A 25,731-nucleotide genomic window follows, 5' to 3' on the forward strand; every position below is an offset into this window, starting at 1 on the left:
TTATGTATATTATATGGCTAAAATTAATGTCTGGTTTAAAAGTGGTGCTTCCAGTGTAAAAATTATGAATTCTATTAGTATATATTAAATCCTGCTATACAATACGGTTACTTGTACTTGTGAACACATGATATGATCAAAAGTAAACTACTGAAATTGATAAAACTTTTATCATTTTAAGCACAAATATTGATAGGTTGACTCTATTCACTAAATCTGAAAAGGAGCAGATAATAACAATTGTATCAAGGTGCATGATATTTAGATTTACAGATGATGAGACAATGGCAGAAATTCAAAAAGTGTTTACTAGTAAGTGCATTAGTAAACCTACATTATCAAGGATTAAGAGGGATATCAAAACTAGAAATTTGAATATGTATAATCAATTGAAAATGACCCAGAATTTTTTTTTATCTAAAGTATTAGAGAAGTATCAGAATATAGATACTTATATCAAAGAATATTTCAAAATGTATAATAGTGAAAAAACTAGCAATATTATTAAATTAAAGATTCTTGAAAAAATAATAGAACTGGACCAGTGTCAATTGAGAATGCAACAAGATTTCCCTTATTTGGAATTATATCACAAAGATGCAAGGGATGAATTGATACGACTAGACAAAGATATGATGGAATTGAAGGAAAAATTAATTGATAAACAGGACCCTCAATCTGTAGATTCTTGTGTTACTAAAAACAACTCTACAATGAGAATCCCCATAAATTCTATTACAAAAGATGAAGAAATCCAAAATATTTTATTAAGTAGGACTCAATCAGGATTTGAGGGACGACTTTGATGATCCTTAGACAATTCTAAATGTCGCTTAATTTCTTCTGAATGTATGTTCTCTACACTAGGATGTTGTTTACAATAATAAAACGGGTATTTGAATCCAATGTTTGCATTAGATGTTGAGTTTTTGTTATTCTCATTTGCCTCATATTTTAGTTCTTCTTTTTGACTATTAAGATATATCATAAAATCCGATTCCTTTCTCTCATCTTTAGTTCTTTTAATGTCATCCCTCGCTAACGCTTTTAACGATTGTAACGTTTTTTCAGAATCAGTAGACTCTTTTATATCTGATTCCTTAGTTGACATATCTATTTTTTCGCTAACTTTTGGACGAACGTCATTGTTAATCGTCTTAAGAAGCGGGTTATTGTTCAATTTAGTTGATTCTAAATTTCTGTCTTTAAATTTGTTTTCACTAAGTGAATTCCAAAATGTGTTAAAAGCGTTAAAAGCGTTAGCGTCTCCATCACCTTTGACAGCAGTCTTATATGTAATTTCTATTTTGTCTATTTTAGAATAATTATCTTTCAATCTTTCAATAACATTTTTCTTAAATTTCAAACATCGTTGCTTTCCATCGTGGCCTCTTTCAGCACCAAATTTGTCTTCACAGATCTTTGTTAGTTGTATTTTTGAAACCATACCGAATTCGTCTGTTTGATATGAGTTTGGTTTGCTAGCAACAATACTTCCTGGTAAAGTTTGAATCACACTCCACAAGGTGTCATTAGAGATCGTAAAAATTTTTCCATACTTATCATTTCTTTGTGCCGAATCTAATAATATAGCATAAAGTAATGAGTCTAACGAATTAAGTTTCTTATTTTTCTTTTCAATTATGAATTTGGACAATGATTTTATTATTTTATCAGTAACATCATTATTTTGAAATAACCTTAAGAGAGGCTTGCATAGTTGTTTATCTCTGTTTTTTATCGAAAGATGAATATCTGGGATTGAAGTATCATAACTACATAATCTATATATAAACAGGAGTTTCCTTGTATCTTCAATCTCTCTTTCTAATTTCCTAAATACAGGATCTCCTGCATTATTTTCTATCTCAGAGATATCATACTGAGGATTACCTGATGAACAGTTAATCACTAATAATCTTTCATTAAATCCCTTTGCCTTGAAGAAGGAAGGATTTTTTTCGGAACTGAAGGCTTTAAAACAAAAAGTAAAGAATCTCTGCTGTTTTCTCTTAGTTTTTGAACCTTCAGCAGATTCATATAATCTTGTAACTCTAGTTCCAGAAACATATCCTCCTTTGTATATTTTCATTTTCTCTGGTTGTTCTTCAATGTTGTCTATCTCATCTTCCAAAATTATTCCCTGCCCTTCCTCTACTCTATCAAGAAAATTATAGATATTTGCTGGTGTGATGTCTGTATCTAATATAGGACGATATCCTAAATGATAAAAAATTCTTAGTGCGTTACTTTTTCCTGTGCTATTATCTCCGACGAATAAGAGATAATGAGTCATCCCAAGTTTATCTTGAAAATATGTAAATAGGGTATCAGCAGCACACAGTGTCAAAGATTCTTCGTCTATGTCAAAAAATTTTCTCCATATTTTTCTTAACCTTCTAAACAAAGAAGAAGGATTTTCTTTCATCGCTCTTCTAACATAATCCCTTATTTCTTCTATGGAAGAGAAAGAATATTCCTTACTTAGATAAGATATTTTGTCTTTAGGTGGCATCAATATTGTTTTTTCGTTTTGTATCAACCGTTCATGTAATAGAATTTCTTTATCTTTTATTTCAAGAAAGAATCCTGTATTGTTTACAAGAACTGCTTCGAGCAAGTTGCCTCCATTATTGTTACTATATTTGTATATCGTATGTTCAATTGAATTAGTCGATCTAGTTTTGTTGTCACTTTCTTCACTATTCTCATGGTTTGTATTTTTTTTCTCAGAAAAACTATTTGAAATCATGTTATTGTCACTATCTTGACCTTGTTAGCAAATTCCAAGCCGTAAACTTCTTCCAATGCTTTACGAAAACAAATCATTACTGTATACTGCTCAGTTGAACGAATCCACTCCTGGATTTGTTTTGTATCTTTAAAAAGTTCCTTCTTGATAGTTATGACATTAGTTCCATCCATTGAACGCTCTATGAGGTTGCAAGAGATACCTCTTTTACTGTCATAGATAACACAATTATTTAAAAGATATTGGATAAGGTCTTGGATGATTTCTTCATCTTTTTTTATGGATATTCTTTGTATCTTGCCTTTAACTGTCATATTACGCACTTCCATTAAATTTGTCTATACATTTTTTACAAACAAAGAATTCTAGAGTTCCAAACTTTCCTGCAGATAATGAAATTTTCTCAGTTGCTTCAAAATCGCAAAAAATGGCTTCGCAACAGATATTTTTATTTAATCGTTGTTCTTTTGATAACCTTGTAGAATTCTTTCTACCTCTTGTTTGATCAGATCGTTGGTTTCGTAGGCCCCGATCTTCAAACAATCCGCTTGATGAATTTGAATCAGTCGTCATTTTTTAGACCTTTGAATTATCATCCAGGAGTCTTGCAATTACATCATTAAATGTGTCACCAAGTCTTCCGTTTTGACAAAGCCGCTCGTATGTTTCGTATGTAACAATAACATGTTTAATTTTCGATTTTGTTAAATTATTATGGTTCATTTAATTAATTTAATGGATTTACTTAATTAGAAAGAATTCTATTGTGAGATATACACGAATGTCTCAGAACAGAAAAGGATATAAGGATCAAATGAAGACGGAAGGTTTTGAGAATATTCACGGCAAGACCATTATTGCCACGAAGAGAAAAAATAAGATTATTAAAGAGATCACCAAGGAATTAGAATCTGATAATTTTTCTAAACTGGATGTTTCGTTATTAGTAAAAAGAATTGGTGAGAAACAAGGTATTCCTGCGTCTACCACATTTCGAATAATTAAGGAAATCTTGTATGATGGATTAAAGGACAAATATAACTATGATGATCCACTAATAGAAACAAGTAACGAAGGAATATACAAACTTCTTAGTCATATGGTAGATGAAAACCTTGACAGTCGTAATAGATTATTTCCCCATTTTGCTCTTCACGAATTGTTTGAAGACAATTTATCAAATCCATTATTCCCTAATGATTCTGAACCTACCAAATTAGTTTCTTCTTTCATGGAAGAGGAGAAAATTCTCTTCGATCGAGCACTAAACTATAAAGATAATCTTACAAGAGAAACTAGATTCCTAGTTGATTTTTCATTGAAGATCGGATTGTATGTAACATTCGTCATGCTTAAAACCATTAAACCTCAATCAGGAGAAAAAAATAGAGAAGAAAAAAATGCCGAATCGCTTTCATGGTTAACAAATTCCATACTATCGGATAAATTCCTATTTTATTTCATGAAACAAGATGTGATTAGAAAAAACCTAAAGATCTACCAATCTAGAATCAAATCAAGAGTGGGCTCGGACAAGAAGATCAAAGATATTACCAGTACGAAGGATCGCGATATCACTTCTATTCAATCTGAAAAGAAAGACGAAAAGCAAGAATCTATTTCCAATTATGAAATAAATGAAAATGCTTATCAGAATTTAGAGCAGGGATTTAAAACAATTTTGCCCTTTACATATATTTTACTTGATTATTTGCAAAGACCAGAGTATTTAGATAATGAATTAAAAGAATTAATCAAATCTACAAAGAGAGAACAATACAAGCACAAGTGAACAACGGATTAAGATTTGATACAGTTATTTGGTCTTTTTAATCTGCAACGTCTCAGGTTTTATATATGCCAACAATGGGTTTTGTTGAATCAACATAAACATTTTATTCATTCCTTCTTTAAGTAATTCCATATCATTCTCTAACTATATCTGATTTTTTGCTTATCTTCGTTTCTTACCTCCTGAATAACCAGTAATTGATAAGAACCATCTTGCATTTGAAACAGAATTTGTTTGCTTCTGATTTATTATTTGGTTCATTACAATTCGGACAAATTATAATCTTATTCTCCTTTATGTCTATGTCTTCTTTCTCTATAATTCCAAATGATTGTAGCAGTTGTTTTGAAGATGCTCCTCCGAGGTGATGTATGTATACTTGTGGCATTTTGCTTGTGTTGCTCCATCCTGCGTGATTCCTTAACATATGTTCATTAAGAATTTTGGATTTTTCTGTTAACGCGATATGCCTGAATATGTACAGATTTATGGGTTTGGTCAATATGCTCTTGATATACGCTTTATCTGCTATCAGGAACATTCTCATTTATGAGTAAATTTGGATAAAATTTATCTCTATAGAATTCCTGAAAATGCTTTAAAAGTCCATCTCTTGTAATTTTCTTTCCATAGGATAGTTTTTCCTTCTGATACATATAGCCATTCTTTAGGGTTGTTTGATGATGGGTGGGCTAGAATCCATTCTTTAACATGTGGTAATGAATAAATTAATGGAACTGTTCTTTGGCCAGTTTTACCGTTGATAGTAATCTCTGCATATTGCTTTAGATCTGTCAGAGGTCAATTTAACTTCAATGTCCTCTAACTTCAAATTCAATAATTCCGATGGACGACATGAAGTATCTATGGCCATAGAAAGATATGCTCTATCTCTTTTTGATGGGCAATACTTTAGAAAGACTTCGCATTCTCTTGATGTCCAAAGGTCAGAAGGCCTGTATCTGGAAACTTCTTTTCTTCTAAGTCTCTTAATACCTAGCATACAATCCGGATGTTTTCTGTTTTTGATATCTGGGTTGTCTTGATCATGTAGCCATTTAAAGAATTTGAGTAATACTATGTGTCTATTATTCCAGGTTCCAATCCATCTATGAAAAGGATCATCATTCATCTGATTTTCTAAATCGGTTAAGATATGAAAAAATGTCTTCCTTAGTCATCTCTTCAAAATCTTTAAAGTCTAAAAATTTTGCTAATATCTATTAAAGTCTTAATCTTACCTTCCTTCGTCAATTCTCTTATGTTTATTTCATTTTGCTCTGTAATGATATATTTGCAAATAATCTCTGTATTTTTGGGAGATTTTTCTAATAAATTACCAAGAGAATTTTTTACAAATGTTCTTTGATACTTGCAAATTGAGTTAATTAACTTGGTTTATCGTTTCTTTCTTTTTATCGATTGAAACTGTCATGTGACTGCGAAGAGTTTTGCAAATTATCATTAATTTTGTGTCTTTTTTTAGATTATTAAGATCATTCGGATGACACACGCGATTAAGGCGCCGGAGGTGGGACTCGAACCCACGAGTCCGGAAGGACATCAGCTATCTATCCTTTTTTCCTCTTTATTAGATCTCGAGGCTGACCCCTTTTAGGGCTGGATTTTCTTACTGCTTACCTAGCTTGGGTACCCCGGCTTATTTCCTTGAACTTATTTTATATGCGCTAAATTTTAAACTTGTGTTAATGTTATCTGCCACAAATATTTAATACCCTATTTTATTAGTTATGCTATGATTTCACTAAAGACTCAAAATCCTACACTAGATACAATAAAAGAATTATCACTTACCGATTTAGCAATAATGTCATTTACTTCACAACAATTGAGAAAAAGACTTGCGAGTTATTTTAGGATAGATGCATTTACAGCTCCAGATCCTTTCTCAAAAGAGGACGAATTAAGTTATTTCCTGGTTGTGGATAAATCAAATACAAATAGAATATTAGCTTTTATTGCTCTAAAAGAAGCACCTGATCTTGATTTATGGGATTTGTTATTTGGAAAAGATATGTTGAGGCTGGATGTTTCAAAGGAAGAAGCCATGTCCTTGAAACAACAGCTAATGCCTAAATATACTGATAATTTTTTCCCCATCCGTAAAGAAAGCACTATAATTGGATATGTTGCTTTTACTTTCGAAATATGCGGACTAAAAGATTGATATTTTGACTGAAGTAGCAGTATCATTAACAGCAGCATCTTTATTTTCCGTTTGACTGTATTAATAGATTAAATTTTTTTATTCTATCTACATACTAATTGAGAACGGTAGTTCTGGTTCTCCTTTTTCTAAAATATTAATTTTCATATCCTTTAGGATTTCTCTTGCCTTAATCATCCCTTCTCTGTCTATAATCTTTTTTGCAATGTCTTTTTTAAACGAGCTTGTCCATTCCTGTCCTATTTTATACTTGCCCTCAATTGTTTCAACATTAATTTTTATAACTGTAAGATAGATTATGGATTTTGACTCTTGAGTTAACTCGGCATAGTGGCCTTCGGATTGATACTTTTGCATCATTTTGTTCATTGCTAGTGCTTTCTCTTTATTATCGGAAACTATCGAAGCTTTTCCCTTTATTACTATACTAGTATACAGTGTATCAGCAAAGGATGCGTCGGTGGGATGAAAATAATACGATGGTAAAAAGCAAATTTCTTTGTCGACCTCAAATCCTACTTTACTATTGCGCAACAAGTTTTCAATCTTCTCTCCTTTGTGGTGAGAGTGCATGTAGATTATATGGCTGTAAGTTTGTTGGTATGTGTTTTCTGTAGCATCTGGATTGAATTCACTATTGACTATATTATTAGCTTTAGCTTTAGCTTCCTTTTGTTGGTATCTCTTATTTCCATTTAATGTGTCGATGTAATTACCATCCTGATTAATAGTAGTCAAATGAACAAAATTCATAGGAATGACTTGAGGATATCCGTTTTTGTCAATTGTTGCAAGTCTTCCTACATGGCACTCACTTAGAAAACCAATAATATTGTTAATATTTTTTATTCTAAATCTAGAAGTTAATTGCATTTTTTCTTCTCTTATCTTGGTAAGTTCTTAAGATGGTTTATCTCCTTCTTCTCTTCTCATTTCCTCTCCTTCTGTTTCTTCCATCGTATCGGTTGTAACTGGAGAAACTTTTTCTTTCCGTGCTAGTATAACCAACAAGATCCCAAATAGTCCTAGTATTAATGATAATCCAAGTGCTCCTCCATAGGGTATGAATAAATAGTAACCAATAGAAAAGCCAAAACAGATAATTGCTTGTAAAGCATAGGTTACTGTCTTTCTTAAATCAATTTTTTTTGTAATAAAGCCTATTGCAAAAAATGCTATACTTGGATAAATGATTAAAAGAATATACTGATCTAAGTCTATGCCATTATGAGACATATTGTATATATTAGATTTTGTACTAATTAATATATCAAAAAAAATAGCAAATGAAAAAATGTTAACGATACGATTTCTGCTTTCTTCTTCTTGCCCCTGGACCACCATATTTCTTTGATTCTGTTTGTCTTGGATCACCTACTAGCAGGTGCCTATCAAATTCTGTAATTTTTTTCTTTATTTCTTCTCTGACATTTTTAGTAAAAGGATGATCTCTTGGATCTTTTGCACCCTTTGTTTCTCCGGTTAATGCTCGTGAAATTGCTACTGCACTTGCAAATGCTTGACCCATAAAGCCACCACCATTGACATGAACATTTACATCCACTCTATCCCTAAGTTCGCCAATTATGTTTGTAGGAGTTAATATGAGTTCTTTTGCTACTTCTGGCTGGATGACTTCTGCTGGGATGTTATTAATTCTAATTTTTCCGTTTCCTTTAACAATCGTGGCCACTGCTCTACATGTTTTTCTTTGTCCTGGATAAAGATCTATCTTATTCATATTATTGAACTACTCCTTTCCAGCCAATCTGTTTTGCTACATCACTCATAGATGTATAAAATGATTCAGGTCTGGTAATTTTTGCATCATCAAATGTTTGCATTGCTGAATTTTTTAACTCATCTGGCACACCTATATATACCCTTAATTTTTTAAAAGCATGGATACCACTTGGTTTCCTTTTAGGAACCATTCCCCTTATCATTTTTGTAATTATGGTATCAGGTCTTCGAGGATGAAATGGACCATGAATAGGATTAATAACTGATCCTACTTCTAATCTCTTCTTATAACTTTCAATAATTTCATATTTATTTCCAGATACCATCACTTTTTCGGCGTTAACTACTGATACCCTATTACCTTGGAGTAATAATTTTGATACTTTTGAACACAATCTTCCGGAAATACAATTAGCTGCATCTACTACAACAAGCTTATTTTGTTGTTGTCCTTGTTGTCCTGTAGGTTGTTGTTCTTTTTGTTGCTGTTGTTGTTGTGGTGACGTTTTTCTTTGTTTTTTTGGTGATGAAGTAACACTTTGTTTTTTATTATTTGCCTGTGATTCCTTAACCAATTATTCTTACACCTTTTCCATCAGGATATTTATTTATCAGAGATTGCAATGAAATAATTTCGGCTCCTGCCGTATTTAATTTATTTACAGCAGTATCTGAGAATGAATATGCAGATACTGTTAACTTGTGCCCTAGAGTTCCACTGCCTAAAACTTTGCCTGGAACTACTATTATATCTCCATTATTGGTGATTTTATCTAATCTTTGAATATTAATTAATCTTCTTTGTGATCGGGACTTTGAGAATTCTTTCTCTAATGCTTTCCAAATCTGAGCTTTATTTTTCTTAAAAGCTTTACGTAGAATCCATATTGTATTATCTATTAAAGTATCGTTTAACATTACTTGCTATTCCAATTAAAAGTGTGTAAAGTACCAAATAAATTTACCTAGAGGTTGGAAGGTACTTGAATAGACTTGATGGTCTCACCGAATTCCTTTATGCTATTATTAAGCTTCTCTACTGCTGCTATAACTATCTCTTCTGCAGTCAATGCACCATTAGATTCTATAGTTAAAAAGATCTCATTTTCGTTTTCACCATCGTACTTTACAACTGATATTGTGGCCGGTTGCCATTTTGCATGGTCCCTACCAAATCCTAACCTTGCATAAGCTTCAAACTTTATTTTTTGACCTGGTGCTAGTACTATAATTGGAATGTCCTGATTAACAGGCTTTACAAATTCGTCTTCTGAAATTAGCTCCGATGTAGTGATTGTTTTGGTTTTCTCATTAGCTTCCGCATCAAGTTGCAAGAGAACTCTACAATGTACACATCCAAGAGTACTTTTACAACTGCATTCGTCAGGTAAAGAGAATTTTTTCAGGTCGGTCCTAAGTGGAATTAGACCAAGCCTGTGAGCAACAGCCTCATCGTGCATTACTGATGAGTTTTCCAAAATTACGACATCATCGATAGCAAATGTGGGTACTTCACTAATTGATAATCGTCTTATAGCATTTACATACTGACGCGGTACATTATTAAATTTAATGGTTATTCTCTCATCTTGCTTTTCAATAACCTTTAAATCTATGGAGATCAAATCAGATAACTTTAATCCTACGCATATTAAAAATGTAATGAATTAATAACGATTACACGTGTTTGCAGGTCTAAAGATCTAGCGATTATCGATCTGACTACGAATATCTTACCATTTGCTTGTTTTGTTTGTCACTTGCACATACACTCACACAGAGAGAATGTAATGATAACCTGAGATAGAAAAGTCAAATATGATGATTACTATAATACATAATAAACCAAAACCTAGCGAAACAATGGATGTACAACAAAGTTGCTAAAGTCTTTGCCGTTATCGACTCAAGTTTTGCTAATGATAAATCACCCGATTTATCATATTAATATATGACGGTTATTTTTTATCTATATGGCTGATTCCAAGGTTACGATTGTAAAATTGATTATTGGAAGTGACCGATTTGAAATTTTGGTTAAACCGGATCCTGCATTAGAATATAAAATGGGAAAAAGAACTGATCTATCTTCCGTTTTAGTTTCTGATGAAATATACTTAGATGCAAACAAAGGATCTAGAGTTGGTATTGATAAATTAAATAAACACTTTAAAACCAAAGACCCCAATGAAATACTAAAACAGATCCTACTTAAAGGAGAGCTAAATCTTACGACTGATCAGAGACGTAAAATGGTAGATGATAAGCGAAGACAGATTATCCAGTATATTAATAAAAACTTTGTAGATCCAAAAACCAAATTACCGCACCCTATTCAACGAATAGAAAATGCTTTGGAGGATGTAAGAGTTACTATTGATCCATTTAAGAAAGCAGAAGATCAAGTAAAATCCATAGTTGATGCTCTTAGAAAAATTTTGCCTCTAAAATCTGAAATGTTACGCCTGTCTATTCTCATACCTAACTCATATTCATCAGCAAGTTATAGCTTTGTTAAAGGCTCTGGCGCTTTAACCTCTGAAGAATGGTTATCGGACGGTTCACTGAAAGTAGAATTAGAAATAAATGCTGGAATGAAGGGAAATTTTTTGGAACGTATTGGCTCATTGACCAGAGGAACTGCACAAGTTAAGGAATAATAACTACTTACAGAATATATTATAGAACAATTTCTACATTATTAGAAATAGAAATATGAAAACATTTCATTTTACATATTTTTTGTTATTGGGGGTAGATAATTCCTAAAATGCAAGAAATAAAGAGAAGGTATGTTATACCTGGAGATAAGATTATTGAGGGTAATTATAAACCTTTGATGAATGTTGTTAAAAGTGGTAATTATTTAGTATCAACAAGAGTCGGAATTGCTGAGGCTGGTAAAGATGGTGTGAAAGTTATTCCCTTATCAGGTGTATATATCCCACGCGTAAATGATCTGGTAATAGGAAAGATCATCGATCGATCTTCTTTATCGTGGGATGTTGATATCAATGCATGTTTTTTTGCACATTTGCCGGCTCAAGATGTATTTGGTCGTGATTTTTCACCCGCTAAAGATGATATGGGGCGTCAATTAAGCATTGGTGATTTAATTATTGCAAGGATTGTATCATTCGATAGGACTCGAGATCCTATGCTTACAGTTCAAGATAAAGATTTGGGTAAAATTCCATATGGTGAATTCATTAAAATTTCTCCAACTCGAGTCCCACGGTTGATAGGTAAGCGAGGTTCCATGATTCAAACAATAGAACAAGCTACTCAAACTCGAGTTATTATTGGTCAAAATGGCATAGTAGTTGTTACGGGCAGGGATCCTGATGGGCTGAGTTTAGCTGCAAAGGCCATAAGACTAGTGGAAGAAGAGTCACATACCACTAATCTTACTCAAAGAGTCAAGGCTTTGCTAAATGTTCAAGACCCAGAAGATCCAGAACAACCAGAATCAGTTAATGCATCCGCTGACATCGAGCCACAGACACCTCAACAACAACAACAACAACAACAGCCACAAGAACAACAACAGCAGCAGGAGCAACAACAACAAGGACAACAACCAACCTCCGAACCACAGCCACCTCAACAACAACAAGGACAACAACCAACCTCCGAACCACAGCCACCTCAACAACAACAAGGACAACAACCAACCTCCGAACCACAGCCACCTCAACAACAAGGACAAAAACAAAAAGGTCAACAGCAGGAAGAACAACAGCAACAACAAAATACTTCCAAGTCTAGTTCAAAGGAAAAACACAAAATTGACAATTCTGAAAAATCATCCAGCAACAACAGCAATAACGATCAAAAAGAAAAAAAACAAGAGTGATTAAATAGGATGTGTATAGCTTGAAAGAATTAACCTTATTGGATGAAAACGGAAAAAGATCTGATGGTAGAGGAATAGATGATCTACGTCCAATCAAAATTACCGTCGGCGTGGTAAAAAATGCAGACGGTTCTGCTTTTATAGAATTTGGAAAGAACAAGATAATTGTGGCTGTTTATGGACCACGTGAAGTCCACCCAAAACATATGGCCCTTCCTGATAGATGTGTTCTTAGATGTAGATATCACATGTCTCCATTTTCAACAGATACAAGAAAAAATCCTGCCCCCTCTAGAAGAGAAGTAGAGATATCAAAAGTAATGCGCGAGTCATTAGAGCCCTCATTAATATTGAGCGACTATCCTCGAGCTGTTATTGACGTATTTGTTGAGGTGTTGCAAGCTGATGGCGGATCTAGATGTGCTGGTATTAATGCCGCATCGGTAGCATTGGCAGATGCTGGAATTAATATGCGTGATTTAGTCTCTGCCTGTGCTGCGGGAAGAATAGCAGATAATATCGTTTTGGATGTTAACGACTTGGAAGATAAAGAAGGAGATGCTGATATGCCTGTAGCATATCTGCCTAATTTGGAACAAATTACATTACTTCAAGTTGATGGAAAGCTTACTACTGCTCAATTTAGTGAATGTTTGAATAAGGCAATTGATGGATGTAAATTAGTATATGAAATACAAAAGGATGCTCTAATGAAGAAGTATTTTGGAAATGAATTGGAGGTAAAAGAAGAGGTATGAGTTCATCTAAACGTTCTACAATAATAGTTGAACAACTACGAAAACAACAAATGTTAGAAGCCTTGACTAGAGGAAAAAGATTGGACGGTCGTGAATACGAGTCCTACAGAAACCTCGAAATTGAGGTGGGCATAATCGATAAGGCATCTGGTTCTGCAAAGGTGATACTTGGAAACACCGAAGTTATTGCAGGGGTTAAAGTAGAAACAGGCGAACCATTTGAAGGATTAGAAAATAAAGGAGCATTGATCATGTCCGCAGAAGTTTTGCCTACTGCCTCTCCACATGTTGAACCCGGACCTCCCGATGAAGATGCAATCGAATTGTCTAGAGTTGTCGATAGAGGAGTACGTGAATCAGAAATGCTGGACTTGGACAAATTGGTTTTGGTTCCAGGAAAAATTGTCTACACCGTTTTTGTTGATTGTAGTATAATAAACAGCGATGGTAATTTGCTAGATGCTACTTCTTATGCTGTTGTGGCAGCCTTATCGACAAGTAAATTTCCGATTTTTGAAATGCAAGATGATAAGGTAGTAGATACGGGTAAAACCATGCCCCCTCCTATTACTACTATCCCAATTTCAATCACTGCAGTTAAAATCGGCGAATCAGTACTATTAGATCCCACTACCGAAGAAGAGGCATGTATGGATGCACGTATAACTATGACTACTCAATCAGATGGAAGCATAGTTGCGGTACAAAAAGGGTTTACAGGTCCATTCACTTTTGATCAAATTATTAGCTTCTCCGAAATAGCAAGAATTAAAGGAGAGGAAATACGCTCTAAAATAAAGGAGTTGAACTAAGATTAAAAGGAAAAAGGGCTCAACAGCACTAAAAGGTTTGGGTGTAAAATTTGGTGCTACTGTACGAAAAAGATATGGTAAGGTCTATAGAACTTTAAAACAAAAAAGAAGATGTCCCAGCTGTACTTCACTAAAATTCCGAAGAATCTCTATTGGTATTTGGCAATGTGGTAAATGTGAATATAAGGTAGCTGCAGGGGCATATGACATAAATCTTGGAAAACTACAACTCTAGAATCCATATTTATTTTGATATAAAACCCAATCCAGATTTCTTTAAAGATCCCACTAATTTATTAACTCAACAATTAAATTCCATATTTGTTGCTCTAAAAGGCGATATACAGTCTACTCCTGATTTTGGTGCCCAAGTTACTGTTTCCACTGAAAATAACTGTATTGTAGTATCTATTTCAAGTAACAATGTATCCAAATTTCGTGCAACTATTGTATCACTTTTGAGATTGATTGATTTGTCTTATTCTGTAATTCAGATAGATAAACAATAATAATAATCCAACCATAATAATTTTTATCTCAGTGCATATCTAGTTAGTCTGTATAAACAATGAGTGAACAAGAGCTTCCTCCATGGCTCAGAGAGCAGCTTGCGAGGTTACAACAATTACAACAAAACCTTCAAGCAATAATGATGCAAAAACAACAGGTTGAACTAGAAGTATCTGAAACCGAAAGAGCATTGGAGGAATTAAAGAAAACTACTGCCGATGATACTGTATACAAGTTAGCAGGCCCACTACTGGTCAAGTCTAACAGAGATGATCTGATAAAGGAATTAGAGGAGAAGAAAGAATTGTCAAACACTAGAACCGTTGTTTTAGGAAAGCAAGAATCCAGAGTCAAAGAAAATCTCAAAGAAGTTGAAAGCAAGATTAACCAAATGATGCATATGGCCCAGTCGGGTTCATCACCACCATCATCACCATCTGGTAATAAATTTAGCCCGCCACCATCCTCATAAAAACAACCATAATTTTTTCTTTCCTATTAATATTAATTAAGACTATTTGTTTTGTTATTATAATATTGGCTATTAGAATTGTAGTAGATGAGAGAGAGAAAAATAGTCGTGTTCCTGATTTACTAAAACTAATGGGAGTGCATGTGGATTATAAACAATTAGTAATTGGGGACTATATAGTTTCATCAGAAACTATCATTGAAAGAAAAACAATATATGATTTACTTAATTCTGTTTACGATGGTCGTTTATTTGTACAGTGTTCCGATCTAATAAAACATTATTCCAGACCTGTAATTATTGTTGAAGGAAATTTAACAGATCTTGATACCCGGGAGGATTTTTCTTCAGATTCTAGATTAATAATTGACAAACTTCGCATAGCCTACGAAACCTTGATTAAGGTTGCACTCGATTTTCGACTACCCGTCTTGTACACCAGTTCTGTTTATTATACCGCTGAACTATTGGTTTTGTTGGCTTCAAACCAATTCAAAAACAAAAACGAGGGACCCCTTTTAAAAAAGATCAAAAAATCAAACCCATTTGTCCTTCAACAATTATATGTTCTTACTTCTTTACCTGGAATAGGTTCTAAGGTGGCTACACGACTATTGGAAAAATTTCATTCTCCTCGGAATGTTTTGAACGCTTCAATTGCAGAGCTTGCTAGGGTACCTGGTATTGGTAATATGAGGGCAGAAAAAATAAGAAAAATTCTGGATACATCTGTTTCTACCGAAGTCAATGTCTATACTCAAAAGAAATTAATGATGGAAAATTCTGATCAGGAACTGGATACTACTACCACCACTACCACCGCCACAACCACGGCTACCAGCAGCACCACTTCGACCAATGACAGTCCTTGATTAACTATCTCCTAAGTTGATTGTGATTTTTCAAATATTGAAACTATTTTTTCATTCATCTCAGTATTTCCTATGGTAATTCTCATAGCCCCTTGGTAATTTCCTAGATTTCCAAAGTTCTTTATCAATATTTTTTCATTCATCATTGAATTCTTTATTTTGTCAAAATGATTAAACGTTTGAAAGAAAAAGAAGTTAGAATGTGATTCAAATATTTTGATTTGATTCATTTTGTTTAATTTCTCAAATATTTTTGATCTTTCGGTTTTTATCAATTCGATACTTCTTTTTACTATGTGTATATTTGCAAGAACTTCAATTGCCAATTGCATTGAAAAACTACTAAGAGGATATGGTAGTTGTAAATACTGATTGAATATATCTGCCAAATGTTCGTTGGTTAGCATATAGCCTATTCGAGCACCGGCCAACCCAAAAGCCTTTGAAAACGTTCTCATAATTACAACGTTATTATACTTTGATACTGTGTTTGCTAAATTATATTCAGCAAATTCGACATAAGCTTCGTCTATTATTATTAGTTTATCTTTTAATGATTCAATTATATTTAATATTTCATAGAACCTGAATTGATTTCCTGTAGGATTGTTTGGTGATGCTATGTATATTATGTCGTATTCTCTTGCCTTCTTAATGAACAATTCGACATCAAAAGAATTGTCTAAACTTGAAAGATCAATTTGTTTTGTTGGTATTTTATATAAATTACATCTGTCTACAAAATAAGAGAAAGTGGGATTTAGTGTGATTACGCTTCTACCTTTACCAATCGTTGATAGTAATAAATCCATTATTTGATCAGAACCGCTACCAACTCCAATATTTCTTGTACTCAAATTGGTATACTCTGATAATTTTTTATACAATTTGTCAAATTGCTCTAGTGGATATTCCCTAAAATCACTTTCACGAAGCGATTTCATTGCGATTGCTCTAATTAAATTCTTTTCTAATACTATATTTTCATTGGAATCTAATTTATAAAAGTCATGAACTTTATCTGGTCTTTTATAGGGTTTGTGAGATTTAATATAGACAAGCTCTTTTTCTAACCACTCTACCATCGTTATTTTGTCAGCCTTCCTTTTACTGCTTCATAGTGATTAACTAGTCCTTCTGTCAAAGTGATTTCTTTCATAATGGGAGAAATTTTCGCTAGGGTGTCTTTATTCATTTCTATCATGTTTACTAATTTAATGAAATCTAAAACAGATAATGCTGACCTGGATTTTGCAAATCTGTATGTGGGTAAGACGTGATTAGAACCAAGGCAATAATCACTTACCGAAGACGGAGTGTACTGGCCTATTAATATTAAACCAGCATTACGGATCTCTTTGATTAAATTCTTGTTATGAGTTGAGAATATTTCTAAATGCTCAGGTGCAAATTCATTAATAAATTCTGTTATTTGTTTATCGTTTTGGCATAATGCAATGAATCCATTGTTATCAATGCTTTTCTCTACAAATTCCTTTCTGGATATGTTGGTTTCCTTAATTATTGTGTCAAGTTCTAAGGAAATTTTGGTAGCTATCGATTTTGATTTAGTTACTACCCCACAGAGTGTATCTTCGCTATGCTCTGCTTGAGAAATCAGATCCAGTGCAATATAACGTGGATTTGATTTTTCATCAGCGAATACCAACAATTCTGTCGGCCCTGCTATCATATCTATGGAAACGTCTTTTGATACTATGGACTTTGCAACAGAAACATACACTCCACCAGGCCCTACAATCTTGTCAACTCTTTTTATGGTCTTTGTGCCATATGCTAATGCGGCTATTCCATAAGCTCCCCCAATCTTGTAAAACTCATTAACACCGCAAATGTCTCCTGCTACAAGAGTTAGTGGATCCACCTTACCGTTTTTCATAGGAGGAGTAATGGCAACTATTTCTTTTACTCCTGCAACTTTAGCAGGTACTGCACACATAACAATAGTACTTGGATATCTAGCTTTTCCGCCTGGAGTGTAACAACCCACCCTAAAAATAGGTAAAACAGTTTTTTTTATTTTGATTCCGTCTGAGTTAATGTTTATATTTTTTAAACTATCAATAACTGCTTGTTCGCTTTTTTCTAATTTCGATTTCATATATTTTATGATTCTGATTTGTTTTGCCGAAACATTTTCATATGCCTCCTTGATTTCTTCCTTGCTAACAACAAATGAATCCATTGTCTTAACGTTCTCATATTTTTTAATACATTTTGATATTCCCTCATCTCCTTCAGCTTTTATAATGTCCATGATTTTTAGAACATTTCTTGTAGGAATAGACAAATCTTTGTTCCATGATCTTTCTCTTAATTCACTTGCTTGTTCTTGTGGGTCTTTGATGTCTATGATATTAATCAATTTTTACTTCATCTTTATCATCTAAAATGACTTTGTCCATTGACAATATTTGACTGGGTTCTAAAATGACAAGACCCTGAGCAATTTTTCTTATGGTTGGAACAAGTCTAATAAACTCATTTTTGTCAATTATGGTGTTTACTCCGAACCAACCTTCTGTACTTAGGTTACTTACGGTTGGTCCTTTTAATGAAGGAAGGATGTTTAGTAACGCTTTGAGATTGTCCTTTTCCACGTTAACGAAAATATGCAATTTCTTCCTGGCCTCTACAACACCCTTTAGCAAAACAATCATATCTATTATCTTTTCTCTTTTTATGGGATCTTTTAGTGCTTCTTTATTGGCTATGAGTACGGCCGTGGATTCCATAACTTGATCTATAATTTTTAGATTGTTTTGAATTAAAGTCGTTCCTGTTTCTGTGATATCAAAAACTGCGTCAACATCTTCTGGTGGTTTTGCTTCCGTTGCTCCAAATGACAAAAATATTTCTACCAATTTGTTGTCACCTGTTCTGGACCATGGAGTTACTATTGTAGGTTCCAAATCTCCAAAGTGCTTTTTATAATTTCCTTTTGATTTTATGTATTGAGATGCCGATTTTAAATATTCAGTCGAAAATCTCAACGTCTTTTTGTTTAGTGCAAAATCGTCTATCAACTCATCTAGGCTGTTAAACTTGAAGGATTCTGGAATAGCTATTACCTGTTTTACTTTACCATATTCCAAGTCTAATAATACTTTGACATCGGCATTGGTTTCTTTTATCCAGTCTTTACCAGTTATTCCTACATCGTGAAACCCCTCCTGTACATATGTAGGAATTTCTTGTGGTCTTAGAATCTTGACCTCTATCTCTGGGTCCGCAATTTTTACTCTGTATATTCTACCCCTGCCGCTAACGTTACATTGCCATGCTCTTTCTATTATTTGAAAAGTAGCCTCTTCTATACTGCCTTTGGGCACCACAAATTTAACAATACCCATATTTGATACCTATATCGACTATACTAATTATCGTGTAGTTTATTTGTTTTTTTAATGATAGGACGATAAGAAATTCTGTTAATCAAGTTCATGTTTTATTTAGTGTATCGAGAATTTCTCTGGCCCTTGATACCGAGACATTGCTCTCCTCAACCATTTTTTTTGAAACCAATTCAATCTGTTCATTTGTAGCTCCTGCAATAATCGCAATATTTTTTGAATGCAATTTCATATGCCCTTTCTGTATGCCTTCGTCTGATAATGCCCTTATTGCTGAGAAATTCTGTGCCAACCCTGATGCGGCTATTATAGTTGCTAATTCTTTCGAACTCGATACGTTCAATAATCTTAAGCATGACTTAACAAGTGGATGTGTGTTTGTTATTCCTCCAACCGTTCCAACTGCCATAGGAATTTCTATTTCTCCAACTAGGTCCCCGTTAGAATCTTGATACCATTTGGTCAATGATCTATAATGCCCATCTCTACAAGCGTATGCATGACAACCTGCTTCAATAGCTCTAAAATCCTGGCCCGCGGCTATGGCAACACTATCGATTCCATTCATTATTCCTTTGTTATGAGTTACTGCTCTATGTGTATCGGTGTATGCCATAGCATAAGCAAATAAAATCCTTTTAAGAATATGTTCACCACCAATTAGATCCCTCGGAAATATCGCCTTGCATCTTACTAGGCGTTCTGTAGCATAATTAGACAAAATTTTCAATATTACTTTACCACCTGTTAGTAATTCAATCTCTGGGGCTATGGCTTCGCACATTGTATTTATTACATTGGCTCCCATCGCGTCTTTGGTATCTACTAGAATCTCAACTATTATCATTCTTCCTAGGTTGTTTATACTTTCATCTTCTACAAGTTTGAATTTAATATCTATACACTCTGCAAATTTGCTCTTTGTATTTGCTAGCAAAGTTATTTTGTTTTTATTGTCTTGTAATACTTTGATTATGTTATTATCATTAATTTCTGATTTATTGGTTGAATTCTTGTGTATGGGGATTAATTGAACCTGCCCTATCATTATAGAATCGTCTGCATGAGCAATAAATCCTCCTCCTCTGCCGGCTATTTTTGCAGCATTACTAGCTGCTGCAATAACAGAAGGTTCTTCTATTGCCATAGGGATTAAATATTCTTTACCGTTGATAACAAAATTCGTTGCTATTCCAATGGGTAGAGGAAAGATTCCAATAGCGTTTTCTACCATCCCATTAATAGTATCAAATTTGATTGCTCCTGTGTTTCTAAACAAATCAATATCTTTTTCATCCAAATTTGTTCTTGTCTTTAGATAGTGAAGCCTTTCATCCTGATTCATATCTCTAAATTTTTTTAGTTCCAATCTTTACTCACTGATTCCTAATTATCTTTAAAATTCTATCAGATCCAGAATCGTCATAAAATCCTCTATTGTTTGTTATTATATATAGTGAACCGTTCTTATCTTCAGTTATATCTTTAATCTTGCCATATCCAGTTAATATTGGAGATTGATCTTTTGTAATAGGATCAATACTTCTCAAATGTTCTCCTTTTATGGTGGCAACTAATAATTTTCCATAATAATTTAGTTCTGATGAATTACTGATTATAATCCCAGAAGGGTAAACAGAGGGAGTAAAGCAATATTCTGCATTAACAAATAGACTTTCCTCTGGGGTACCACATACTTCTATTGGCCAACCATAATTCTCGCCTGATTTAATTATGTTTATTTCATCATTTCCAGTACTTCCTGCTTCGGTAGCGTACATCGTATTATTGTTAAAATCCCAAGCAATGCCCACTACATTTCTGTGACCGTATGAATAAATTGAAGAGTTATCAAAAGGATTGTCATTTGGAATAGTTCCATCAGGGTTCAAGCGGAGGATTTTTCCTGCAAAACTAGATAAATTCTGAGATAATTCTGATTCTGTTGTGTCGCCTACACTTATGTACAATTTTCCATCGGGACCGAATTTAAGCGCTCCACCGTTATGAAGTTTTGAAGCCGGAATATTGTCTATAATCGTCTGTACGTCAACTAATGAATTATTTTTTTCCTGTGCTCTGATTACTTTATTGAATATGTTGCTGCTATTGTTATCTGTGTAAGTATAATAAAGATACAAGAAATGATTGCTAGCAAATTGTGGGTCCGCTGCCAATCCTAACAGGCCTGCACCTTCTTCAAAATAATTATCAGGTAATTGAATTGTATTTAGCAATGTTCCGTTGCTATTAAAGATCAAAGTTTTTCCGGTTTGTTCAGTTAATACCATTCTCTCATCAGGTAAAACTAAAATGTTTGTAGGATATCCTAAATCTTCTGCCATGACTCTTACAGCCGATTCTCTATCTTCAAAGTTAGGTGAAGGCAATAAAATTGTGGTATCTGATGGAGTATTTGCTATCGTGAAGACACTTATCACTACCACGATAATTCCAATTATAATACCAGTATATTTTTTCATCTTATTTTATATAATACATGTTGTGTCAGAGCCACATTATAAAATATTGTTTTATTGTCTCTTTTTTTGCGTTATGGTGGGTGGTATATTTACAGGTTAAATGCCTCCTCTCTGACGTCGATAATATGTTTCAATTTACTCAGGGTATAGATTACGACTCTGCTGTAAGAATTCTTGAATATTTGCACCAAGTAAAATTGAGCGCAGATGAGGAGATTTGAACTCCTGCTCGCCGTACGGCGAATCGGCTTTCATGTTATCTACCTTGATTAACTCAAGGCCGACGCATTATTATGGTCCTAAAAATATGATTTTGTAGGATGACCACTCTGCCACATCTGCACCAAAATTAGTTAATATCGCCCTCTATTATATTTTAACCACTTATTTGGCAGTAGTATTACAATACGAACTCCACCATCCTCAAACCCAAACCTAATTCTTTTTAAGCCTATACCATAACAAAAGAAAACCAAGCCAAGCCCCCGTACGCAACATTATGATTTAATTTTATAGAGGGTTTTTACATTTTTTCTTACTGATTTTTATATCTGTAATCATAGTATTTCAATAATGATTCCTATTAACAAGCCTTGGTTGGATGATGATGCCAAACAAGAGGTACTAAACGTACTTGCTGAAAATTCTTTAACTTCTCCTGCCAAAAATGGCGGAAAGCGTGTTCAAGATTTTGAAAATCTTTTAAAATCATATCTTAATGTAAAACACGTTATCGCAGTCAATTCAGGAACATCTGCGATACATGCTTCCTTATTGTCTTTGGGAATTAAACCTGGAGATGAAGTGATACTTCCTTCCTTTACTTTTGTAGCCACGGCAAATTCAGTTGTCGCAACTGGAGCCAAACCGGTATTTGCAGACATCAATACTGACGATTATACAATTGATTTCTCTGATGTTGAGAAGAAAATTACAGACAAGACAAAGGCGATTATACCCGTACATTTGTACGGTCATCCCTCCAATATGGAAAGACTATATGCCATTGCAAAATCTAAATCAATAAAAGTAGTCGAAGATGCATGTCAATCACTTGGATCTTTATATAATGAAAAACAATCCGGAACAATAGGGGATCTGGGCTGCTTTAGCTTTTACGCAAGTAAGGTGCTCACTACTGGAGAAGGTGGTGCTATTGTTACTAATGATGATAATATATACGAAGAACTTTTAATGATAAGAAATCACGGTATGGTTAATGGATACGATACTCGTGTATTTGGATTGAACTTGCGACTACCTGAACTCTGTGCGGCAATAGGAATATCTCAAATGCGAAAATTAAACCAAATGTTGGAAATAAGAAAAGCCAACGCAGAATTGCTATCTGAAGGTTTAAAAAGCTTTGAACAAAAAGGCATACTCAAACTTCCAAAAGAATCAGAGAATAATAAATTTAATTGGTATCTTTTTACAGTCGGGTTTAAGGATAATTCTCATCGAGAATTAGTAAAGGATAATCTTCTCAAAGCAGGAATCGGTGCTACCGTTTACTATGATCCACCTGTGCATAAAACCCCATATTACGATAATGATACTGATAAATCCGGATCGAGTGCCGATAATTTACTACCTAACACGACTTGGGCATGGAATCATGTACTATCATTACCCGTACATCCATTGATGGCCAAAGATGATCTAAACGCCATCATTAGAACGTTCGAAAATACCCTGTAAATTCACCGATTTTTTATATGATATATCATTTTTATATGAGAAGTTAATCGGTTTAAATATAAATGAAACTGAGCACAGAAAGAGACGAACTTCTTTCCAGACGGTTCTACTTGTATGTTTTTTATATTTGTGCATTTGTTATGGCTGTGATTACAGCTTATTCTCTCTACGTTAGTATTAATGAATATTTGATTACTGGAAAAGTCATAATAGGCGAGGTACTGGTTAATACCGAATTTCCAGTTAAAGGATTAGCAAAATTAGTAACATATTTGATGATAGTTTCTGTTGTAGCTTGGTATTGCGTTACTAAACTTGGAACAGATAAAGTAAAGAATGTTCCAAAAAGTGTGAGGTCTATTTTGCAATTAATTGTTCTTGCTATATTGATAATTTCGATTTACGAGTTCTTTTATAATTTTATAATTTGGAATGCATTGATAACTGCGGATTTAGTCAAGGGAGAATTAAGGTTAGATGATTTGTTTATGCCATATCCAAATCCGAATACTCCATGGAACTTGGTATTTGCTACAAAGATGTCCCTGGCCGCTTTGATAATTTCAGCGCATGGATTTTTTATCATTTCAAAAAGAACATGAAAACTAGGAGCGCAATATTATAACCTTATTTGATATATTCATACCCTCAATTTTCCATACACACGCTTTATCTTCTTCTCCCTCTCCCTCTTTCAATCTCTCTCTCTCGCTAACTTGCCAACAAACCTTGGTTCTGTTTTCATTTATTCACTACTTTTTCTTCCTCGTGTGCATTTCTCTCCCAACTCATCCTCCTCCTTCTTTATCCTATTATTTCTTGATACTCAAATTCTCACTTTACGAAATTGCTATTGCTTGGAGTAACCGTTCTTCATTTAATAGTCGTAAATAAGATTTTATTACAGAAAACTAAAAAATTTCAATATGGGCAACACCGATAAAAAAAGTATTCAATTGACTGAAAGGGAGTGGCAAATAGTGCTTGACTCTTTAAGTAATACTATTTTTAACGAAGAAATCACAGAAGAAGCAAGAAAAAATGCTAAGGAATTATTTGTCAAAATAAACAAAAACGTCTAATTTACAAATTATATTATTAATAAAATCGGGTGATTATGAGAATCTGATTTATTATACAAATGTATAAATTCAATTCAGGTTGTTATTGTGAGAAATAAAGCTATAATTTATCAGGCATATTAATTCATTGGGTATACGAAAATTTCATATTCGCTAGATGTTAACGAATGGTTTTTAACATAATTGACTATTTTAACTGTAATATTGACCTGGTTTTTTCTTGCAGGCTTAGAATAGTTAAATACTTACATGAACTCAATAACGATATCTAACTTGTTGATATTGACCCAAATTTTACTTTAAAATAGGATTACACGACTGCTTTGATATGCTAACCATTTAGTTTCGTCTTCTACCAATGAAAATAGCAATTCCAAATCTAACTTGAAATTGTATTTCTTATCTGTTTTACCAGCTCTAATATACTGTCGATATCATTTGCTTCGGGATTTAATTCGATATATTCATAGAGATTTTCTAAAGCCTTTTCATATTCTTTGTTTCTATATAGGATTATTCCCTTGTCTCTTATTCCCTCAGGGTTTGAATTATCCAGTGAAAGAATCATTTCATTAATTTTCATGATCTTGTTAAGATCATCTACCTCAGAATATCCATTTTTCAGATTGTTTAAGATTCTAATTAGAATTTGTTTAGGCTTTGCTTTTTCAAGCAAATCTTTGGAAACGGATATATCTAATCCTGGATATGCCTTTTTCAAAACATCTTGTAGTACATAGTCGTCTATTATTCGACCTTTATTAAATGGGTCAATTACTATAAAGTCATTTGTTTCTTCATCCAACACATATTTAATTAAAAAATGAGAGGGAAAATTAACTGGATACAGCTCAAAATTCAGATAACTTACAATATGAATATATAATAATGAAAGTGTTATCGGAATTCCTGTTCTTTTTTCTAATACTATGTTGAGATAATTATTAACCGGATTGTAATAGTCGCTTAGGTTCGGCTTGAATCCTTGCTCTTCAAAGAAAAAATCATTATATTTTTCAATAACCTGAGTCGGCCTCATACTCTTTGAGTACTTTATCTTTGAACTTAGTTCTTTTCCTATTTCATCGATCTGCGTCAAATATTCTGATACATTGAGGTTAGGATAATCAATAATCCTTGCGGTATGAAGCAAGTATTCGTTTATCTTTCTTATTCCATCATTTTTGTCGTCTACTTTTTTTACTATGGTTTTATTCCAGTCTTGCAAGTAATCATTGTCTATGTCTATAACTCGATCCCTGTCCTTATATTTGTCCCTTCCTTCATCTGTCCCTTCAAAACTCAATAATAGTAAAAACTCTTTTCATACTTATAA

General features: G+C 33.4%; 30 protein-coding genes, 2 tRNA genes and 1 pseudogene. 14 read left to right on the forward strand and 19 right to left on the reverse strand.

The features are described 5' to 3' along the window. Positions 1 to 197 precede the first annotated feature (197 nt). On the forward strand, positions 198 to 806 hold the full coding sequence (locus ACMT7R_RS07905; protein WP_415311074.1) for a hypothetical protein: 609 nt from the start codon (positions 198 to 200) through the stop codon (positions 804 to 806). Here the strand turns inward: ACMT7R_RS07905 and ACMT7R_RS07910 are convergent. The 3 genes from ACMT7R_RS07910 to ACMT7R_RS07920 are packed head-to-tail and all read right to left on the reverse strand — an operon-like array spanning position 779 to position 3,325. After that, positions 779 to 2,752, reverse strand: coding sequence for a hypothetical protein (locus ACMT7R_RS07910; RefSeq protein ID WP_415311075.1), 1,974 nt, complete (start codon positions 2,750 to 2,752; stop codon positions 779 to 781). The two genes, ACMT7R_RS07905 and ACMT7R_RS07910, sit on opposite strands and share 28 nt — an antisense overlap. Continuing rightward, positions 2,749 to 3,066, reverse strand: coding sequence for a hypothetical protein (locus tag ACMT7R_RS07915; protein ID WP_415311076.1), 318 nt, complete (start codon positions 3,064 to 3,066; stop codon positions 2,749 to 2,751). Before ACMT7R_RS07915 ends, ACMT7R_RS07910 begins: the two co-directional genes overlap by 4 nt. 1 nt (position 3,067) lies before the next feature. Continuing rightward, a complete protein-coding gene (locus tag ACMT7R_RS07920; protein WP_415311077.1) occupies positions 3,068 to 3,325 on the reverse strand; it encodes a hypothetical protein in 258 nt (85 codons plus the stop codon). Positions 3,326 to 3,566: 241 nt separating this feature from the next. Here ACMT7R_RS07920 and ACMT7R_RS07925 point away from each other — a divergent pair, with 241 nt between their 5' ends. Beyond that, entirely contained in the window at positions 3,567 to 4,544 is a 978-nt protein-coding gene (locus tag ACMT7R_RS07925; RefSeq protein ID WP_415311078.1) for a hypothetical protein, read from the forward strand. Between the two features lie 175 nt (positions 4,545 to 4,719). Here ACMT7R_RS07925 and ACMT7R_RS07930 read toward each other — a convergent pair whose 3' ends face one another. From ACMT7R_RS07930 to ACMT7R_RS07940, 3 genes are all read right to left on the reverse strand, one after another. Then, the gene (locus tag ACMT7R_RS07930; RefSeq protein ID WP_415311079.1) at positions 4,720 to 5,091 is read right to left on the reverse strand and encodes a hypothetical protein; all 372 of its coding nucleotides are present in this window, start codon (positions 5,089 to 5,091) and stop codon (positions 4,720 to 4,722) included. 207 nt (positions 5,092 to 5,298) lie between these two features. After that, positions 5,299 to 5,676 (reverse strand): hypothetical protein, encoded by a 378-nt coding sequence (locus ACMT7R_RS07935; RefSeq protein ID WP_415311080.1) that lies wholly within the window; start codon positions 5,674 to 5,676, stop codon positions 5,299 to 5,301. Between the two features lie 391 nt (positions 5,677 to 6,067). Continuing rightward, positions 6,068 to 6,204, reverse strand: a tRNA-Ser gene (locus ACMT7R_RS07940). A gap of 96 nt (positions 6,205 to 6,300) precedes the next feature. Between ACMT7R_RS07940 and ACMT7R_RS07945 the strand changes: the two genes are divergently transcribed. Continuing rightward, entirely contained in the window at positions 6,301 to 6,732 is a 432-nt protein-coding gene (locus ACMT7R_RS07945) for a hypothetical protein (RefSeq protein ID WP_415311081.1), read from the forward strand. A gap of 87 nt (positions 6,733 to 6,819) precedes the next feature. Here the strand turns inward: ACMT7R_RS07945 and ACMT7R_RS07950 are convergent, their stop codons facing one another. From ACMT7R_RS07950 to ACMT7R_RS07975, 6 genes are all read right to left on the reverse strand, one after another. Next, positions 6,820 to 7,605 carry a pyridoxamine 5'-phosphate oxidase family protein gene (locus ACMT7R_RS07950; RefSeq protein WP_415311082.1) on the reverse strand — a complete coding sequence of 262 codons (786 nt, stop codon included), beginning with the start codon at positions 7,603 to 7,605 and terminating at the stop codon, positions 6,820 to 6,822. Between the two features lie 27 nt (positions 7,606 to 7,632). Beyond that, complete coding sequence (locus tag ACMT7R_RS07955) at positions 7,633 to 7,968, reverse strand: hypothetical protein (RefSeq protein ID WP_415311083.1); 336 nt, start codon at positions 7,966 to 7,968, stop codon at positions 7,633 to 7,635. A gap of 61 nt (positions 7,969 to 8,029) precedes the next feature. After that, complete coding sequence (gene rpsI / locus ACMT7R_RS07960; RefSeq protein WP_415311084.1) at positions 8,030 to 8,473, reverse strand: 30S ribosomal protein S9; 444 nt, start codon at positions 8,471 to 8,473, stop codon at positions 8,030 to 8,032. Position 8,474: 1 nt separating this feature from the next. Continuing rightward, complete coding sequence (locus ACMT7R_RS07965; RefSeq protein ID WP_415311085.1) at positions 8,475 to 9,050, reverse strand: 50S ribosomal protein L13; 576 nt, start codon at positions 9,048 to 9,050, stop codon at positions 8,475 to 8,477. Next, positions 9,043 to 9,393: a 50S ribosomal protein L18e gene (locus ACMT7R_RS07970; RefSeq protein WP_415311086.1), complete on the reverse strand. Its 351-nt coding sequence runs from the start codon at positions 9,391 to 9,393 to the stop codon at positions 9,043 to 9,045. Before ACMT7R_RS07970 ends, ACMT7R_RS07965 begins: the two co-directional genes overlap by 8 nt. A gap of 47 nt (positions 9,394 to 9,440) precedes the next feature. Next, positions 9,441 to 10,100: a DNA-directed RNA polymerase subunit D gene (locus tag ACMT7R_RS07975; RefSeq protein ID WP_415311087.1), complete on the reverse strand. Its 660-nt coding sequence runs from the start codon at positions 10,098 to 10,100 to the stop codon at positions 9,441 to 9,443. A 348-nt stretch (positions 10,101 to 10,448) separates the two neighbouring features. Between ACMT7R_RS07975 and ACMT7R_RS07980 the strand changes: the two genes are divergently transcribed. The 8 genes and pseudogenes from ACMT7R_RS07980 to ACMT7R_RS08015 all read left to right on the forward strand — a co-directional run bounded on the left by ACMT7R_RS07980 (position 10,449) and on the right by ACMT7R_RS08015 (position 15,755). Beyond that, positions 10,449 to 11,135 carry a ribosome assembly factor SBDS gene (locus tag ACMT7R_RS07980; protein ID WP_415311088.1) on the forward strand — a complete coding sequence of 229 codons (687 nt, stop codon included), beginning with the start codon at positions 10,449 to 10,451 and terminating at the stop codon, positions 11,133 to 11,135. Positions 11,136 to 11,245: 110 nt separating this feature from the next. Beyond that, positions 11,246 to 11,911: pseudogene (rrp4, locus tag ACMT7R_RS07985) on the forward strand (exosome complex RNA-binding protein Rrp4); the annotation flags it as partial. Positions 11,912 to 12,351: 440 nt separating this feature from the next. After that, positions 12,352 to 13,089, forward strand: a complete 738-nt coding sequence (gene rrp41 / locus ACMT7R_RS07990; protein ID WP_415311089.1) for an exosome complex exonuclease Rrp41 — start codon at positions 12,352 to 12,354, stop codon at positions 13,087 to 13,089. Continuing rightward, complete coding sequence (rrp42, locus tag ACMT7R_RS07995; RefSeq protein ID WP_415311090.1) at positions 13,086 to 13,901, forward strand: exosome complex protein Rrp42; 816 nt, start codon at positions 13,086 to 13,088, stop codon at positions 13,899 to 13,901. The genes rrp41 and rrp42 overlap by 4 nt, the downstream gene beginning before the upstream one ends. Before the next feature lie 37 nt (positions 13,902 to 13,938). Beyond that, positions 13,939 to 14,136, forward strand: coding sequence for a transposase (locus tag ACMT7R_RS08000; RefSeq protein ID WP_231129081.1), 198 nt, complete (start codon positions 13,939 to 13,941; stop codon positions 14,134 to 14,136). Next, the gene (locus ACMT7R_RS08005) at positions 14,117 to 14,410 is read left to right on the forward strand and encodes a KEOPS complex subunit Pcc1 (protein WP_415311091.1); all 294 of its coding nucleotides are present in this window, start codon (positions 14,117 to 14,119) and stop codon (positions 14,408 to 14,410) included. The genes ACMT7R_RS08000 and ACMT7R_RS08005 overlap by 20 nt, the downstream gene beginning before the upstream one ends. Positions 14,411 to 14,469: 59 nt before the next feature. After that, entirely contained in the window at positions 14,470 to 14,883 is a 414-nt protein-coding gene (locus ACMT7R_RS08010) for a prefoldin subunit beta (protein ID WP_415311092.1), read from the forward strand. 65 nt (positions 14,884 to 14,948) lie between these two features. Next, on the forward strand, positions 14,949 to 15,755 hold the full coding sequence (locus ACMT7R_RS08015) for an ERCC4 domain-containing protein (protein WP_415311093.1): 807 nt from the start codon (positions 14,949 to 14,951) through the stop codon (positions 15,753 to 15,755). Between the two features lie 11 nt (positions 15,756 to 15,766). Here the strand turns inward: ACMT7R_RS08015 and ACMT7R_RS08020 are convergent, their stop codons facing one another. From ACMT7R_RS08020 to ACMT7R_RS08045, 6 genes are all read right to left on the reverse strand, one after another. Next, a complete protein-coding gene (locus ACMT7R_RS08020; RefSeq protein WP_415311094.1) occupies positions 15,767 to 16,840 on the reverse strand; it encodes a pyridoxal phosphate-dependent aminotransferase in 1,074 nt (357 codons plus the stop codon). Between the two features lie 2 nt (positions 16,841 to 16,842). Continuing rightward, entirely contained in the window at positions 16,843 to 18,141 is a 1,299-nt protein-coding gene (gene hisD / locus ACMT7R_RS08025; RefSeq protein WP_415311095.1) for a histidinol dehydrogenase, read from the reverse strand. After that, a complete protein-coding gene (hisG, locus tag ACMT7R_RS08030; protein ID WP_415311096.1) occupies positions 18,134 to 19,129 on the reverse strand; it encodes an ATP phosphoribosyltransferase in 996 nt (331 codons plus the stop codon). Before hisG ends, hisD begins: the two co-directional genes overlap by 8 nt. An 88-nt stretch (positions 19,130 to 19,217) precedes the next feature. Next, positions 19,218 to 20,498 (reverse strand): hydroxymethylglutaryl-CoA reductase, degradative, encoded by a 1,281-nt coding sequence (locus tag ACMT7R_RS08035; protein WP_415311097.1) that lies wholly within the window; start codon positions 20,496 to 20,498, stop codon positions 19,218 to 19,220. Between the two features lie 7 nt (positions 20,499 to 20,505). Next, a complete protein-coding gene (locus tag ACMT7R_RS08040) occupies positions 20,506 to 21,612 on the reverse strand; it encodes a PQQ-dependent sugar dehydrogenase (RefSeq protein ID WP_415311098.1) in 1,107 nt (368 codons plus the stop codon). 202 nt (positions 21,613 to 21,814) lie between these two features. Then, positions 21,815 to 21,954, reverse strand: a tRNA-Ser gene (locus ACMT7R_RS08045). 231 nt (positions 21,955 to 22,185) lie between these two features. On the opposite strand from ACMT7R_RS08045, the gene ACMT7R_RS08050 reads away from it, so the two are divergent. The 3 genes from ACMT7R_RS08050 to ACMT7R_RS08060 all read left to right on the forward strand — a co-directional run bounded on the left by ACMT7R_RS08050 (position 22,186) and on the right by ACMT7R_RS08060 (position 24,395). Beyond that, a complete protein-coding gene (locus tag ACMT7R_RS08050) occupies positions 22,186 to 23,313 on the forward strand; it encodes a DegT/DnrJ/EryC1/StrS family aminotransferase (protein ID WP_415311099.1) in 1,128 nt (375 codons plus the stop codon). A gap of 62 nt (positions 23,314 to 23,375) precedes the next feature. Further along, complete coding sequence (locus ACMT7R_RS08055; RefSeq protein ID WP_415311100.1) at positions 23,376 to 23,915, forward strand: hypothetical protein; 540 nt, start codon at positions 23,376 to 23,378, stop codon at positions 23,913 to 23,915. 324 nt (positions 23,916 to 24,239) lie between these two features. Continuing rightward, complete coding sequence (locus tag ACMT7R_RS08060; protein WP_172602200.1) at positions 24,240 to 24,395, forward strand: hypothetical protein; 156 nt, start codon at positions 24,240 to 24,242, stop codon at positions 24,393 to 24,395. 379 nt (positions 24,396 to 24,774) lie between these two features. On the opposite strand, the gene ACMT7R_RS08065 is transcribed toward ACMT7R_RS08060, so the two are convergent. Next, positions 24,775 to 25,701, reverse strand: coding sequence for a SirB1 family protein (locus ACMT7R_RS08065; RefSeq protein WP_415311101.1), 927 nt, complete (start codon positions 25,699 to 25,701; stop codon positions 24,775 to 24,777). Positions 25,702 to 25,731: the final 30 nt, after the last annotated feature.

The organism is Candidatus Nitrosocosmicus sp. FF01 (genome assembly GCF_047711275.1).
Taxonomy (GTDB): domain Archaea; phylum Thermoproteota; class Nitrososphaeria; order Nitrososphaerales; family Nitrososphaeraceae; genus Nitrosocosmicus.

Bases quoted from the DNA above. Each gene is read 5' to 3' on its own strand.
- ACMT7R_RS08060 (WP_172602200.1), top strand. From the start codon at position 24,240: ATGGGCAACACCGATAAAAAAAGTATTCAATTGACTGAAAGGGAGTGG.
- ACMT7R_RS08010 (WP_415311092.1), top strand. From the start codon at position 14,470: ATGAGTGAACAAGAGCTTCCTCCATGGCTCAGAGAGCAGCTTGCGAGG.
- ACMT7R_RS07955 (WP_415311083.1), bottom strand. From the start codon at position 7,968: ATGTCTCATAATGGCATAGACTTAGATCAGTATATTCTTTTAATCATT.
- ACMT7R_RS07920 (WP_415311077.1), bottom strand. From the start codon at position 3,325: ATGACGACTGATTCAAATTCATCAAGCGGATTGTTTGAAGATCGGGGC.
- ACMT7R_RS07925 (WP_415311078.1), top strand. From the start codon at position 3,567: ATGAAGACGGAAGGTTTTGAGAATATTCACGGCAAGACCATTATTGCC.
- ACMT7R_RS07945 (WP_415311081.1), top strand. From the start codon at position 6,301: ATGATTTCACTAAAGACTCAAAATCCTACACTAGATACAATAAAAGAA.
- ACMT7R_RS08020 (WP_415311094.1), bottom strand. From the start codon at position 16,840: ATGGTAGAGTGGTTAGAAAAAGAGCTTGTCTATATTAAATCTCACAAA.
- rpsI (WP_415311084.1), bottom strand. From the start codon at position 8,473: ATGAATAAGATAGATCTTTATCCAGGACAAAGAAAAACATGTAGAGCA.
- ACMT7R_RS07930 (WP_415311079.1), bottom strand. From the start codon at position 5,091: ATGAGAATGTTCCTGATAGCAGATAAAGCGTATATCAAGAGCATATTG.
- ACMT7R_RS07970 (WP_415311086.1), bottom strand. From the start codon at position 9,393: ATGTTAAACGATACTTTAATAGATAATACAATATGGATTCTACGTAAA.
- ACMT7R_RS08055 (WP_415311100.1), top strand. From the start codon at position 23,376: ATGAAACTGAGCACAGAAAGAGACGAACTTCTTTCCAGACGGTTCTAC.
- ACMT7R_RS07910 (WP_415311075.1), bottom strand. From the start codon at position 2,752: ATGATTTCAAATAGTTTTTCTGAGAAAAAAAATACAAACCATGAGAAT.
- ACMT7R_RS07950 (WP_415311082.1), bottom strand. From the start codon at position 7,605: ATGCAATTAACTTCTAGATTTAGAATAAAAAATATTAACAATATTATT.
- hisG (WP_415311096.1), bottom strand. From the start codon at position 19,129: ATGGGTATTGTTAAATTTGTGGTGCCCAAAGGCAGTATAGAAGAGGCT.
- ACMT7R_RS07935 (WP_415311080.1), bottom strand. From the start codon at position 5,676: ATGAATGATGATCCTTTTCATAGATGGATTGGAACCTGGAATAATAGA.
- ACMT7R_RS07980 (WP_415311088.1), top strand. From the start codon at position 10,449: ATGGCTGATTCCAAGGTTACGATTGTAAAATTGATTATTGGAAGTGAC.
- ACMT7R_RS07915 (WP_415311076.1), bottom strand. From the start codon at position 3,066: ATGACAGTTAAAGGCAAGATACAAAGAATATCCATAAAAAAAGATGAA.
- ACMT7R_RS08050 (WP_415311099.1), top strand. From the start codon at position 22,186: ATGATTCCTATTAACAAGCCTTGGTTGGATGATGATGCCAAACAAGAG.
- ACMT7R_RS08040 (WP_415311098.1), bottom strand. From the start codon at position 21,612: ATGAAAAAATATACTGGTATTATAATTGGAATTATCGTGGTAGTGATA.
- rrp42 (WP_415311090.1), top strand. From the start codon at position 13,086: ATGAGTTCATCTAAACGTTCTACAATAATAGTTGAACAACTACGAAAA.